The organism is Maridesulfovibrio zosterae DSM 11974 (assembly GCF_000425265.1).
GTDB lineage: Bacteria > Desulfobacterota > Desulfovibrionia > Desulfovibrionales > Desulfovibrionaceae > Maridesulfovibrio > Maridesulfovibrio zosterae.
In genome coordinates this window covers 14,006-28,323 of record NZ_KE384343.1, presented here as the reverse complement: position 1 = coordinate 28,323, position 14,318 = coordinate 14,006, and the positions used below count along the sequence as shown (strand labels likewise).

The window sequence follows — 14,318 nt, the reverse complement described above, 5'->3', positions numbered from 1 at the left end:
CTTTCAAAAAAAGGAATGGAACAATGACCAAGAACAAACCTAGTGTAGAAATCCCCAAAACAGTTAGTGCCTCAAAACGTGTTGAAAAAACTCTTGAACGTTTTCTGGAAACGACTCCGGCAGTCTGCGCTGAGCGTGCCGTGCTGATCACTGATTCATATAAAGAAACTGAAGGGCTGCCTATGCCCATACGCCGTGCCAAAGCTCTGGAAAAAATTCTTTCAAACATGTCGATTTTCATTCAAGATGATGAGCTAATTGTCGGTAACCAGTGCTCTATGCCTCGATCCGCTCCTATTTTCCCTGAATTTTCCTGCAAATGGGTGGAAGAAGAACTTGATCGTCTGGAAAAAAGAACTTCTGATGTTTTCCTTATCTCTGAAGATGTTAAAGAAAAACTCCGCACTGCTTTCTCCTACTGGGATGGAAAAACAGTAAACGAAATTGCCAGTGCAATGATGCCTCCTGAATCACTCGAAGCACACAACGAAGTCGTATATACCGTTGGTAACTACTTCTTTAATGGTGTCGGTCACATCTCAGCTGACTACAGCAAAGTCCTCAATCAGGGCTTAAATGCTGTTATTGCTCATGCTGAAGAAAAACTTTCTGAAATAGACTTTTCTGATGCTTCCCAGCTCAACAAAATGCATTTCCTAAAATCAGTAATTATGGCGAACAAATCAGTTATCGCCTTTGCAGAGCGTTTTGCAGAACTGGCCGAAAAACTTGCTGTCGCGTGTGAAGATTCCACCCGCAAAGCAGAACTCAATGAAATTGCACGTATATGCCGCAAAGTTCCTGCACAGCCGGCAGAAACATTTCAGGAAGCACTGCAGTCTTTCTGGCTCATCCATCTGGTTATTCAGATTGAATCAAATGGTCACTCCATCTCCCCAATGCGCTTTGACCAATACATAAATCCATTCCTGCAGAAAGACTCCATCTCAGTCGAAGCAGCTCAGGAAATGCTGGATATGCTCTGGATCAAATTCTCTGAACTCAACAAAGTTCGTGACGAAAATTCATCCATGGCTTTTGCAGGATATCCGATGTTCATGAACCTGATCGTTGGCGGTCAGAAACGTGATGGTTCAGATGCAACCAACACTATGTCATATATGGTTCTGCAAGCCAGCGCCAACACCAAACTTTATGCTCCTTCACTCTCAATCCGTATCCATGAAGGAACACCCGATCCTCTTTATAAAAAAGCTGCTGAACTCAGCCGTATGGGAATGGGATATCCTGCATACTATAATGACCGTGTAATCGTTCCTGCCCTGCTTGCTCGCGGCCTAGAACGCGAAGATGCTCGTGACTACGGTATAATCGGTTGTGTTGAACCTCAGGTTGGCGGTAAAACCGAAGGCTGGCATGATGCAGCATTCTACAACATGGCAAAAATTATTGAGCTCTGCCTTAATGACGGTGTAGACCTGCGCACAGGAAAACAGCTCGGCCCTAAGAGCGGAAGTATGAAGACCTTCAAAACCTTTGAAGATGTCATGGATTCATACACTCAGCAGACTGCTTATTTCGTAAAACTTATGGCTGCCGCAGATAACGCAGTAGACATGACTCACGGTAAACATTGTCCACTTCCATTCCTTTCATCTCTTGTTGACGATTGTATTTCCGATGGTCTGTCCTTGCAGGAAGGTGGAGCGCACTACAACTTCACAGGTCCTCAGGGTGTTGGAGTTGCAAACGCAGGTGACTCTCTTACCGCAATCAAAAAAATAGTCTTTGATGAGAAGTCACTGACTCTTGAGCAGCTTCAGGAGGCACTTGCCAATGACTTCGAAGGTCAGGAAGATCTTCGCCAGATGCTGGTAAACCGCGCACCTAAGTACGGTAATGATGATGATTATGCTGACGATATTGCTAAAGAAGCAGCGCTCATTTATTGCAACGAAGTTAACAAGTACACCAACCCCCGCGGCGGTAAATTCCAGCCGGGCCTGTATCCTGCTTCTGCTAACGTTCCTTTAGGTTCAGTTGTCACAGCAACTCCTGACGGAAGAAAAGCATGGACACCTCTGGCAGACGGCGTTTCCCCAATATCCGGTTACGATTCATGCGGTCCAACTGCATCAGTACTTTCAGTTGCTAAACTGGATCACGAAATTGCATCCAATGGAACTCTGCTTAACCAGAAATTCCACCCATCCGCCATTGAAGGCGAAAAAGGATTGGAAAACCTTAAAGCAGTTACTGAAGCATACTTCCAGAATGGCGGATTCCACGTGCAGTATAATGTCATCAGCCGTGATACCCTTCTGGATGCTCAGGCCAACCCTGACAAGTACAAAGGGTTGGTTGTCCGTGTTGCAGGATACAGCGCATTCTTCACAGCGCTCGACAAATCCCTGCAGGACGATATCCTTGCCCGTACTGAACAAAAATTCTAAGACTTGCATATGATTGAGGCCTTCGGCATTTAGCCGGAGGCCTTTTTACTAAAGAGGTTACGGTCTTCAAACAACCAGAGAATCATTTTGAAAAAATTCTCCAGCCTCTCATTAACTTTTCATATGCTGCGCATTCTTCGAAGTAAGTATTCAGTAGACGGAAGTTAGAGCTTTTACGCAGGATTAAATACATTTTCAGCCAAACCAGTTTTGCCATATGAGCACTGCATAGAACAAATAAGTGAGTTATAAAGATGAGATGGAAGGAACGTCAGCATAAGTTCAGTTTAGATGATAAGGACAAGGATCCGCTCACCGGACTGGTATTTGATATTCAGCGTTTTGCGGTCCACGATGGCGGCGGCATCCGCACTCTAGTTTTCCTTAAAGGCTGTCCACTACGCTGTAAATGGTGTCAGAATCCTGAATCAATGAGCACCAAGCCTGAAATTATGCGCATTCCCCACCACTGCATAAGCTGTGTAAAGTGCGCAACTCTCTGTCCAGAACAGGCGATTGCAATTAAAGAAGATTTCAAAGTCGAGATCGATCGCGACAAATGTACGTATTGTGGCGAGTGCATTGAAAAATGTTACGCTGGCTCTATGACCATTGTTGGTCGCTATATGACCGTTAATGAAGTTATTGATGAGGTAGAGAGAGATAGGGCATTCTACCATACCTCTAATGGAGGCGTAACTTTTTCAGGAGGCGAACCGACCCTGCAATCCAGCTTTCTTATCGCTGCTTTGAAAAAAGCTCATAAGAATGGGCTGCATACAGCAATAGAAAGCTGTTGTCTTTGTAAGAAAGAAACATTTGCCGAAGTTCTAGAACATACCGATCTTGTACTGACCGACATCAAGCACATGGATTCTAAAAAGCACGAAGAGCTTACAGGTTCTCCTAATGAGCTGATTTTGAGCAATATAAAAATGGCAGCTGAAATGGGTAAAACCCTGCGTATCAGGATTCCACTGATCCCGGGATGTAATGATTCAGATGAAAACATCACTGCTACAGCCAAATTTGTAGCGTCTTTAGGCAATGCGGTTGAAGGACTTGATATCCTGCCGTATCACCGTTTAGGTGAACCGAAATGGGAACAACTTGACAGAGAATATACTCTGCATGGTGTGAATCCACCTGATCGTGGACATGTTTTGGCTCTGAAAGATCTGGTTTTACCTTATTGTCCTGAGGTCTCGGTCGGGGGATAATCAACTTGCTCCTTCTGCTATGCAGAATTACTTGATCTGATAAATCCAAATAGCTTTCATGCAGACTTGCATGAAAGCTATTTTTCATTTTAATGAAAATTGATCATTGAAATGGACTCAGTATGGATATGAAGTTATGTAGTTAATATACTTAATATGGAAGGCAGCCATTTTCTTCAGTACATATAGTAAAAATGAAAACTGAACACTGTTTATGAAATGAACCTAAATAATATATAACCATCCCCCTACCTTAAAAACAAAGGACAGATAATAATGATTCAGCCGGTAATTCTTTGTGGAGGAAAGGGCAGTCGTTTATGGCCTCTTTCGCGTGAATCATACCCAAAACAGTTTTTAACTGTCGGAAGTGAAAAAACTCTATTCCAGGAAACAGTATTGCGGGCTGCCGCTCTTGGCAACATGGCCCCCCCTGTTGCCATGTGCGGCGAGGAGTTGCGTTTTTTAGTTGCAGAGCAACTGCTTGAGCTTGAGGTAAAAGGAGACATTGTTTTAGAACCGGAAAGCAAAAATACAGCTCCGGCAGTGGCAATAAGCGCCTTGCTAAAAAAAGATAAAGACCCTCTGCTTTTGGTTATGCCGGCAGATCACATCATCAAGGACAAAGTAGCCTTTAAAAATTCTTTCACTAAAGCCGTTAAACTAGCGGAAAAAAACTTTCTCGTTACCTTCGGGATAATTCCTGATCATCCGGAAACCGCCTTTGGATACTTACACCGGGGAACACCTGTTGATGAAGGTTTTCAGGTTCTTCGGTTTGAGGAAAAACCTACTGCTGAAGTTGCAGCTCAGTATTATGATTCCGGTGAATATTTCTGGAACAGTGGTATATTCCTTTTCCGCGCCTCTGCTTTTCTGCGTGAACTTGAAAAATATGCTCCGGGCATGCTCACCGTATGTGAAAAAACTCTTGCAGAGAGTTTGCATGATTTAGATTTTTTCAGACTGAGTCCTTCAGAGTTTGCAAAATGCCCGGAAGATTCTATAGATTATGCAGTTATGGAAAAAACTGACAAGTGCGTTATGGTAGAACTGGACGCAGGATGGAATGATCTTGGAACATGGTCATCACTTTATCTCGCAAGCCAAAAAGATGAGAATAATAACGTTCTTCATGGAGATGTCATATCCAGTGACACACAAAACTGCTACCTTCACTCTGAGAACAGACTGCTTGCAGCAATTGGTCTAAAAGATATTGTTGCCGTTGAAACATCTGACGCTGTCTTTGTGGCTCACATGGACAAAGCCCAAGATGTCAAGAAAATGGTTGAATCATTAACTGCGAAAAAACGCCACGAAGTAATCCACCACCGCAAAGTATACCGCCCTTGGGGGACATACGAAAGCACCGATACAGGCTTACGTTATCAAGTGAAATGCATCACCGTTAACCCGGGACAAATTCTTTCATTGCAGATGCATCACCACCGCGCAGAACATTGGGTTGTGGTGCATGGAACAGCTAAGATAACGAATGGTGAAAAAGAATTCATGCTAACAGAGGACCAGTCCACATATATTCCTGTAGGAACAAAGCACAGACTTGAAAACCCCGGAAAAATACCATTAGAATTAATTGAAATCCAGACAGGGGCCTACTTAGGGGAAGATGATATAGTTCGATTTGAGGATCTGTATGGACGCTATGAGAGCTAAAAAGTTTAAAAAAACTGTTTAATAAAATACCACAGCTAGTTTCATAAAAAAGCTGATTCTGGGCTCAATTATAACTTAATCCTGCTGCATGGCTTTCGAGGATTAAATTATATTTTCATTATACGGATCCAGATCGTGATGCTTTAATTAATACTTCAGTTACGAACTTTGCATCGTTGCGAGTGGTCCAGTAGTCAGTTACATACCTTTCATATGATTGTTTACTTAAGTTATAAGCATTATTAACTGCCCAGCGGCGCATTTTATCATAAGTAGAGTGAATGCTTTCATGAGGCCCTATGTGATAGCAGGAAGCCATCATTTCCCCCCCAAAACGATAAGTATTTTCATCGCTGCATGATAGAATTGTTTTTTGCAGCATCTTAATTTCCTGCTCGTTATTCTCCAGCCGGTCATCTATAGATGAAAAATTGATAATTACAGGACCTGTGATCTCATTATTCAAGTCTTCTACATGCTTAGTAAATTCAAGGTTGATAATTGAATCTCTGATATCATTTTTATAAATCTGATCCTGGAAGAGAAGATCGGCTGAATCTATAAACTTTATGGAAACATCGCGAATATCGTTGTCGATAGCCATTTCTGCTTCAAGAATAAGTTCATACCAATCCCTGACAGATACATGTTTCCTGCGTATCTTTTCTTGCTCTTCTTCAAGTTCATGTATTTTGGTGAGAAACGATTTTTGAATAGATTTAAAAACGTTAGTGCCGCTACCTTCAATGAATTCTTTCATCTCATCAAGGGTAAAGCCCATTTGTTTATAATATTTTATTACTGGGACAGTCAGAAGAGCATCGTATGTATAATATCTGTAATTATTGTAATCGTGTCTATGAGAAGGAATAAGATTAATCTTGTCGTAGTAGCGAAGAGCCTTCTTTGAGAGATTACAGATCTTGCTCATGTCTCCTATGAAATACCTGTTTTTATACTCCATAGTGATTTCCTCCTGTGAGCCTTTCAAAATTTTATATATCCCTGCCCCTCACAAGCAATAACCAGAAACAACCTATACAAAACTGGGGAGCGCCTCATAGTGAGGCTGCTCCCCATATAGCGATGTGTTTCTGTCAGGTCAATTCTTGATATATTTATTAATAGTTTCGGCTCCTTCTTCATGAGCTCTGTAATAAACTCTCAGCTCTTGGTTGGAGTCCATATCAAACCTTGATTCTTCAAGAAGTCCGTTGGCTTCTGCAGTCATAAGCGCATTGACTATAGAATGCTTTTTAAAAGCCTTAAAGTGACCGTACTGTGCTTTAAGAGCATCCATAACGCAATCAGCGCATGCTTCATCAGTAGTAGTGAAGAATTTCAGAATTGCATAGTTAAGAGGGATCATGCTGCCTCCTGATCATTTTTTTTGAACATATCCAAAGGATTCATTGCGATGATAAAAATACCTATAACCATAACAACTGCTGCAGCCCAGGCGATAGGAGGCATGGACCAACCTTCAAATCCAAAAACAACACCCAGAATAATCCAGCAGCAGAATGGTCCCCAGAAGGAGAAGGTTCCGTTGCAGGACATACCAAGAGCAGCTCCGCACATGGCATTACCTTTATACCAATACATGAATGCGCCATATGCACTCAGCCCAGCCAAAGCAAACCAAAGAATAGCTTCACTGTCAGTAAAGGACTGAACTACCATTGTGAAGCTGTCAACATGAGCGATCATGCCGAAAAGGGGAACCAGAATAAGAAGATTTGAAAGTCCGGCTGTGACCTGACGGATGGTAATACCTATTTCAGGGTCAATCATAGAAGTTCCGTATCCGCATACGCATCCTTCAAGTCCCCAGAATAAAGCTGCGATGAAACCAAAGAAAAGGCCTAAAAGCAAATTGTCGGGGACATTGTCTCCAAGACCGGTACTGCCGATCATAAAACTGGCGATAAAACATATAGCGATCCCGAGCACCATGCGCGAATTCAGTTCCTGCTTAAAAAGAATGCGCCCCAGAATTGCGCCAATGGCAGGACAAAGAGCAGCAATCGGAACTACAAGAGAACCGGCAAGCTGAAGACCTACTACATATGCGGTACTGGCCAGCGGACCACCAATAATTGCAGCAGCAACCATGACGAGGCCGGGTTTTGTTTTGATGCAACGGAGGAAATCGGTAAAACGTCCTCTTACTCCTGCAATACTTACAGCCCAAAGAGCACTGCAGGTATCAGTTGTTGCTGCACCTACTGCACTAAGCAGGTACATAACAGCAAAAGCAGACAATCCTGAGTTCTCGCCATACCACTCAACCCAAACGCCTTTGGACATTCCAAGAGTCATAAAAGCGGTATAAAACCCATAACATAGCCCAGAAAATAGTGCGATAAGAATACCCTGTCTGCGAAAATTAGCAGCCAGTTTTTTCTTAGCAGCGACGGCTGTCGGGTTAAGTGCAACAGATGCTTGCCCCATTGTTGTCTCCTTAAACTTTAAATGATGATTATAAAAAAATTACACACTTTCCCTATAAAAAACAGCTTGGATACAGAACACTAATAGTTAACGTTGCATCCTTTCCCTTAGGGTAAGGTCCTCTGTACAATTTTATATCCTTTCCCTTAAGGGGAAGGTCAATGTGAAATTTTTAATTAAGTTTAAAGACAGCATTACAACAGATGGTCAGGAGACATATGTAACTGTTTATATGGTCATTTTAGGTGGTTATGCTTTACTAAAAATAACACCAGCACCCTCTCCTCTTCTTTCTTGATTCATAAATCAAGAGTGTAGAAATCTGCATTCATACAAAACTACTCCTCTAACAAACTAGTTTATCCATACAGGGACACTTTTTTCACATGCCACTGATGCCTTCTGATTTCACATTCGTTATAAGAAAACAAACTGAACCCCCATTCAATAATTAAAACTGACATAATATATTTTTTATAGGCTTGATAGATAAAACAATTACTATAAAAAATTATCGTTACTATTAACACTGACTATTTACAAATACGTGCAACAACAAAACACATAAAAACAATCACTTATAATATAAAATCTAATTTATTACAAAAGTGTATTGACCTTCCCCCTTGGGTCAGGGACTAGGCTGGAGCTCGGATGTGGAAAAGGTTGATTCTTAAGTTTTTCCATTCCGGAATGTCAGAAGTCACATGTTTTGTACTGAAGCACCAGCTCAATGGAGATCTCATGAGATATCAAGGCGAAGAGGCTCTCGGCCTCATCGAAACACTCGGAATGGTCCCGGCCATAGGCGGCGCGGACCAGATGCTTAAAACTGCTGATGTTAGATTAGTTTCATATGAGAACATCGGCTCAACACTGGTTGCAGTCATGGTCAAAGGTGATGTGGCTGCAGTTCAGGCTTCTGTTGAAGCTGGAGCAGCAGCCGCAGAAGAAATCGGAAAGCTGACAGCGAAAAATGTCATGCCCCGTCCCATCCGTGGAGTCGGTGACATTGTATCCGTTCACGCCGTGGAGGGCGGAGACGAATCCAATGTAGGCGGCCCCAGACCTAAAGCCATGGGTCTTATTGAAACATTCGGTATTGTTTTCGTTCTCGAAGCAGCTGATGCCATGATGAAGGCAGCTGATGTCGAACTCATCGGCTATGAAAATGTTGCATCCGGATACATATCTGTTCTTGTACAGGGCGATGTAGCCGCATGTAAATCAGCAGTGGAAGCCGGCATAAAAGCTGTGGAAGCCATGCATGCTGAAGTATACAGCTCTCTGGTTATTCCAACGCCCCACCATGATCTTGAAAAAATCACCCAAATATACTCACTCGACAACCTGCTTCCTTAGTGAATTACAGGATTGAAAAGTAGAGGCAACCGGACTTGATATTTATGCACAGGTAAAGGGGTCAGTGATGATTGTTGACAATGACTTACTCTCAATTCAGCAGGCCAGAATTCTGGCTGAAAACGCATTTGAGGCGCAGAAGAAACTTGCAGGCTTTCCTCAGGAAAAACTGGACAGTATTGTCGAGCTTTTGGCTGATACAGTGGAAAAGTACGCAAAAGAACTTGCGCTCTTGTCTCATCATGAGACCGACAGCGGTAAATGGGAAGACAAGCTAGTCAAGAACCTGTTTGTTTGTAGACAAGTCAGGAGCCATTTAAAGGGCATGCGCTGTGTGGGTGTTATCAGTGAAGATCCACAGGAACAAATTACCGATATCGGTGTTCCTGTTGGAGTCATCATTGCGCTTTGTCCTGAAACCAGCCCGGTTTCGACGACTGTCTATAACACCCTGATTGCAATCAAGTCGGGTAACGCCATCGTTTTTTCCCCTCATCCTGAAGCAGCCCGATGCACCAGCCGTGTTCTCGATATAATGATCGAAGCAGCTGAGAGTCACGGATTGCCTGAAGGCAGTCTTTCCTATCTGGAAACAGTTACTGAAAGTGGAACTGTAGAACTGATGAACCATCGATCAGCATCGCTGATCATGGTAACCGGAGTCCCGGAAATGCTGCAGGCTGCCTATGAAGCTGGAAAACCAGTCATATATGGGGGAACAGGTAACGGTCCGGCATTCATTGAGCGCTCTGCTGATATTAAGCAGGCCGTTAAAGATATCATTACAAGCAAGACCTTTGACAACGGGATTGCTCCATCTGCGGAGCAATCCATTGTTGTCGATTCCTGTATTGCACAGGAAGTCAGGCAGCATTTGCAATGTTACGGCGGCTACTTCATGTCTGAGTGTGAAGCACAGAAACTAGCTGAACTCTTCTTCGGCAGCAATGGCCAGCGTAAGAAGGGAATGTCAGGACAATCTGCTGAGGTTCTTGCCCGCAGAGCTGGATTCAACATACCTGAAAACACGACTGTACTTGTGGCAGAACGCAAATTCGTTTGTGAGACAGACCCTTACTACAAGGAATTTCTTGCACCTGTTCTTGCTTTATACGTGGAGAATGACTGGATGCACGCCTGTGAAAAATGCATCGAACTGCTGCTCCATGAGAAGAATGCCCATTCTTTGGTAATTCACTCCAATGATAAAGAAGTGATCTATCAGTTTGCTCTGAAGAAACCTGTGGGCAGACTGCTGGTCAATACTCCGGCTACGTTCGGAGGTATGGGTGCAACAACAAATCTTTTTCCGTCCATGACCCTTGGCAGCTCGTCTGCAGGACGGGGCATTACATCAGACAATGTATCCCCCATGAACCTTATCTACATCAGGAAGGTCGGATACGGAGTCAGGCAGATGGAAGGTGCTGCGTCAGCAGAATACGCTCCCAGCACTGAAGGCAGTAAAAACAAAGAATACAATGATTCAAGCGTAGCGGAAGTTATCCGCTTAATCTTGAAAAAGGCAATTGAAGCCATAGATGATCCTGCGGATCGTTCATAAATACAATCCCTTAAACGGAGGAAGCAAGGTGGATCTTCAAAGTTTTTCAAATAAGTTAGCCGAGGCAACTAAGAATCTTACTCCCGATGACCGGGCCTCATTGAAGAAAATTTTCGAGGGCGTATCCGCAGAGATTTTCCAGAAGAAAATCGAGGCCCCTGTAGCGGCAGCCGAAACAACAGGTATCCCTGAAGGTCCTACGGAACGCCATGTAAAACTGAAAGAACTTTTTCTGAAACATGTTCCAAGTGTTACCACTCACCGTGCTCGCGCAATCACAAAGATTGCTAAAGAGAACCCCGGAATGCCAAAGGCGTTGATACGCGGTAAGAGTTTCCGCTATTGCTGCGAAACAGCGCCTTTGGTTATTCAGGAAGGTGAACTTATCGTAGGTGCTCCTAACGGTGCTCCGCGTGCAGGTGCATTCTCACCTGATATCGCCTGGCGTTGGATGAAAGATGAAATTGACACCATCGGAACCCGTCCTCAGGACCCTTTTTATATTTCTGATGAAGATAAAAAGATCATGCAGGAAGAATTGTTTCCTTTCTGGGAAGCTCAGTCTGTCGATGAATACTGCGAAGGCCAGTACCGTGAAGCAGGATTATGGGAACTTTCCGGAGAATCTTTTGTTTCCGACTGCTCTTATCACGCAGTAAACGGTGGGGGAGACTCCAACCCTGGTTATGATGTTATTCTTATGAAGAAAGGCATGCTCGATATCGTCAAAGACGCTGAAGAGCATCTTGCACATCTGGATTACGAAAACCCAGATGATATTGATAAAATTTATTTTTATAAATCCGTCATCGATACAGCTGAAGGCGTAATGATCTACGCCAAGCGTATTTCTGAATACGCCGCAGAACTTGCAGCAAAAGAAGCTGACCCCAAACGCAAAGCTGAACTTTTGAAAATCTCAGAAGTTAACGCCCGCGTACCGGCTCATAAGCCCGAAACTTTCTGGGAAGCAATTCAGGCTGTATGGACCATTGAGTCTCTGCTTGTTGTTGAAGAGAACCAGACAGGTATGTCCATAGGACGTGTCGACCAGTATATGTATTCTTTTTTCAAGGCAGACCTTGAAGCAGGACGCATGACTGAATACGAAGCATTTGATCTTGCCGGTTGTATGCTTATTAAAATGTCTGAAATGATGTGGATTACCAGTGAAGGCGGCTCCAAATTCTTTGCAGGTTATCAGCCATTCGTTAATATGTGCGTTGGCGGTGTAACCCGTGAAGGTCTCGATGCAACAAATGACCTGACATATCTGCTGATGGATGCAGTACGCCACGTGCGCATCTACCAGCCTTCTCTGGCAACACGTGTACACGTCAAATCTCCTCAGAAATATCTTGAGAAGATTGTTGAAGTCATCCGTTCAGGCATGGGCTTTCCGGCAGTTCACTTTGATGATGCTCATATCAAGATGATGCTGGCTAAAGGCGTAAGTATCGAAGATGCTCGTGATTATTGTCTCATGGGGTGTGTTGAGCCTCAGAAATCCGGCCGTCTGTATCAGTGGACATCCACCGCTTACACTCAGTGGCCTATATGCATCGAACTGGTTCTCAACAACGGTGTTCCACTCTGGTATGAAAAGAAAGTGTGTCCAGACATGGGCCCCATCGAATCTTTCGACACCTATGAGAAGTTTGAAGCTGCTGTAAAAGAACAGATCAAATACATCACCAAGTGGTCCAGCGTGGCTACTGTGATTTCGCAGCGTATCCATCGTGACCATGCTCCGAAACCCCTCATGTCCCTCATGTATGAAGGCTGCATGGAGACCGGTACTGACGTCTCCGCAGGTGGTGCAATGTACAATTTCGGCCCCGGCGTTGTCTGGTCCGGACTCGCAACCTACGTAGACTCCATGGCTGCTATCAAAAAGCTTGTTTACGATGACAAGAAATACACTCTTGCTCAGCTGAATGACGCTCTTAAAGCTGACTTCAAAGGATACGATCAGATCAAAGCCGACTGCCTTGCTGCACCTAAATACGGTAACGACGATGACTATGCCGACCTTATTGCAGCAGAACTGGTCCACTTTACCGAAACTGAGCACCGCAAATACAAAACTCTGTACTCCGTACTCAGTCACGGCACATTGTCCATTTCCAACAACACTCCTTTCGGCCAGCTGCTCGGCGCATCAGCAAACGGGCGCAGCGCATGGATGCCTCTGTCTGACGGCATAAGCCCAACTCAGGGTGCAGACTACAAAGGCCCCACAGCCATTATCAAGTCTGTTTCCAAGATGGCTAACGACAGCATGAATATCGGTATGGTTCATAACTTCAAACTTATGTCCGGTCTTCTTGAAACCCCTGAAGGTAAGAACGGTATCATTTCTCTTATCCGCACAGCATGCATGCTTGGCAACGGTGAAATGCAGTTCAACTACCTTGACAATGATACTCTCCTTGACGCTCAGAAGCACCCAGAGAACTACCGTGACCTAGTTGTCCGTGTAGCTGGATACAGTGCTTTCTTTGTTGAGCTCTGCAAGGACGTTCAGGATGAAATCATCAGCAGAACTATGCTGCATGAACTATAAGAATTATTAAGCTTCGCGCTTATTTCTTTGAAATTAAAGTTGATTATCACCTTTAATTTTCCTGATTACCGTAACTGATGCCCCGGGATTTGAGTTCCTTAAACAGTAGAGAAAGACCTTGATTGAAAGAAAAGCACAAATATTCAACATACAGAAATACAACATGTATGATGGTCCTGGAGTGAGAACTCTGGTGTTCTTCCAAGGATGCCCTCTTCGCTGCGAATGGTGCTCAAATCCTGAGGGGCAATTAAAGAAATTTCAGGTTCTTTTTAAGAAAGACGCCTGCATCAACTGCGGAGCATGCGTACCGGTTTGCCCTGTCGGTCTTCATCAAATGACTGCCGACGGAAAGACTCACAAAGTCGACCGCAATATTGAGTGTATAGGTTGCCGTAAATGTGAGTCCGCGTGTTTCCAAAAAGCTCTGGCTATCGTCGGGGAGACAAAGACAATCTCCGAACTTATAGACGTAATTGAAGAAGACCGCGCCTTTTACGACACGTCTGGTGGGGGCGTAACTCTTGGCGGCGGTGAAGTCCTTGCCCAGCCTCAGGCGGCAGCAAGTCTTTTACAGGTCTGCAAGCAGCGCGGCATAACCACTGCAATTGAAACCTGCGGCTATGCACGTCCTGAAGTCATCAAGAAAGTAGCTCCCTTTGTTGATAACTTTCTTTACGACGTAAAACATATGAATTCAGAGCGTCATCTGGAACTCACTGGTGTTCGCAATGAAATGATTCTGGATAATCTCATCTGGCTTCTTGAAAACAAGCACAATGTAAAAATCAGAATCCCTCTGCTCAAAGGCGTCAATGATGGAGAGAATGATATTCTTCAGCTTATTGAGCTCCTGAAGCCTTATCAGGATTTTAAAAATTTCAAAGGGGTGGACCTACTTCCATATCACAAGATGGGTGTGAATAAATACAAACAGCTTGACTGGGAATATCCCGTGACAGGTGATCCCAAACTCAGTGACGCAGATCTTGAGTCAATTGAGAACAATATCAAGAAATACGATTTTCCTGTTTATGTGGTCAGACATTAGATTGAGG

Annotated in this window: 10 protein-coding genes; 7 read left to right on the top strand and 3 right to left on the bottom strand. The window is 43.8% G+C overall.

The genetic code is table 11. The features are described from left to right. Positions 1-23: 23 nt before the first annotated feature. From H589_RS0116390 to H589_RS0116375, 3 genes are all read left to right on the top strand, one after another. Complete coding sequence (locus H589_RS0116390) at positions 24-2,414, top strand: glycyl radical protein (protein WP_035076505.1); 2,391 nt, start codon at positions 24-26, stop codon at positions 2,412-2,414. Positions 2,415-2,668: 254 nt separating this feature from the next. Further along, positions 2,669-3,634 carry a glycyl-radical enzyme activating protein gene (locus H589_RS0116380; protein ID WP_027723023.1) on the top strand — a complete coding sequence of 322 codons (966 nt, stop codon included), beginning with the start codon at positions 2,669-2,671 and terminating at the stop codon, positions 3,632-3,634. 276 nt (positions 3,635-3,910) lie between these two features. Continuing rightward, complete coding sequence (locus H589_RS0116375) at positions 3,911-5,314, top strand: mannose-1-phosphate guanylyltransferase/mannose-6-phosphate isomerase (protein ID WP_035076502.1); 1,404 nt, start codon at positions 3,911-3,913, stop codon at positions 5,312-5,314. Between the two features lie 118 nt (positions 5,315-5,432). Here H589_RS0116375 and H589_RS0116370 read toward each other — a convergent pair whose 3' ends face one another. The 3 genes from H589_RS0116370 to H589_RS0116360 all read right to left on the bottom strand — a co-directional run bounded on the left by H589_RS0116370 (position 5,433) and on the right by H589_RS0116360 (position 7,768). Beyond that, complete coding sequence (locus H589_RS0116370; protein WP_027723021.1) at positions 5,433-6,278, bottom strand: choline utilization transcriptional activator; 846 nt, start codon at positions 6,276-6,278, stop codon at positions 5,433-5,435. Between the two features lie 138 nt (positions 6,279-6,416). Then, a complete protein-coding gene (locus H589_RS0116365; protein WP_027723020.1) occupies positions 6,417-6,683 on the bottom strand; it encodes a hypothetical protein in 267 nt (88 codons plus the stop codon). Further along, positions 6,680-7,768, bottom strand: a complete 1,089-nt coding sequence (locus tag H589_RS0116360; protein WP_027723019.1) for a membrane protein — start codon at positions 7,766-7,768, stop codon at positions 6,680-6,682. The genes H589_RS0116365 and H589_RS0116360 overlap by 4 nt, the downstream gene beginning before the upstream one ends. Before the next feature lie 744 nt (positions 7,769-8,512). Here H589_RS0116360 and H589_RS21280 point away from each other — a divergent pair. The 4 genes from H589_RS21280 to cutD all read left to right on the top strand — a co-directional run bounded on the left by H589_RS21280 (position 8,513) and on the right by cutD (position 14,311). Further along, complete coding sequence (locus tag H589_RS21280; RefSeq protein ID WP_027723018.1) at positions 8,513-9,130, top strand: BMC-T shell protein; 618 nt, start codon at positions 8,513-8,515, stop codon at positions 9,128-9,130. A gap of 67 nt (positions 9,131-9,197) precedes the next feature. Continuing rightward, positions 9,198-10,694: an aldehyde dehydrogenase family protein gene (locus H589_RS19990; RefSeq protein WP_051249791.1), complete on the top strand. Its 1,497-nt coding sequence runs from the start codon at positions 9,198-9,200 to the stop codon at positions 10,692-10,694. A 28-nt stretch (positions 10,695-10,722) separates the two neighbouring features. Further along, positions 10,723-13,260, top strand: a complete 2,538-nt coding sequence (cutC, locus tag H589_RS0116340; protein ID WP_027723017.1) for a choline trimethylamine-lyase — start codon at positions 10,723-10,725, stop codon at positions 13,258-13,260. Positions 13,261-13,378: 118 nt separating this feature from the next. Further along, the gene (gene cutD / locus H589_RS0116335) at positions 13,379-14,311 is read left to right on the top strand and encodes a choline TMA-lyase-activating enzyme (RefSeq protein WP_027723016.1); all 933 of its coding nucleotides are present in this window, start codon (positions 13,379-13,381) and stop codon (positions 14,309-14,311) included. The last annotated feature ends 7 nt before the right edge of the window (positions 14,312-14,318 follow it).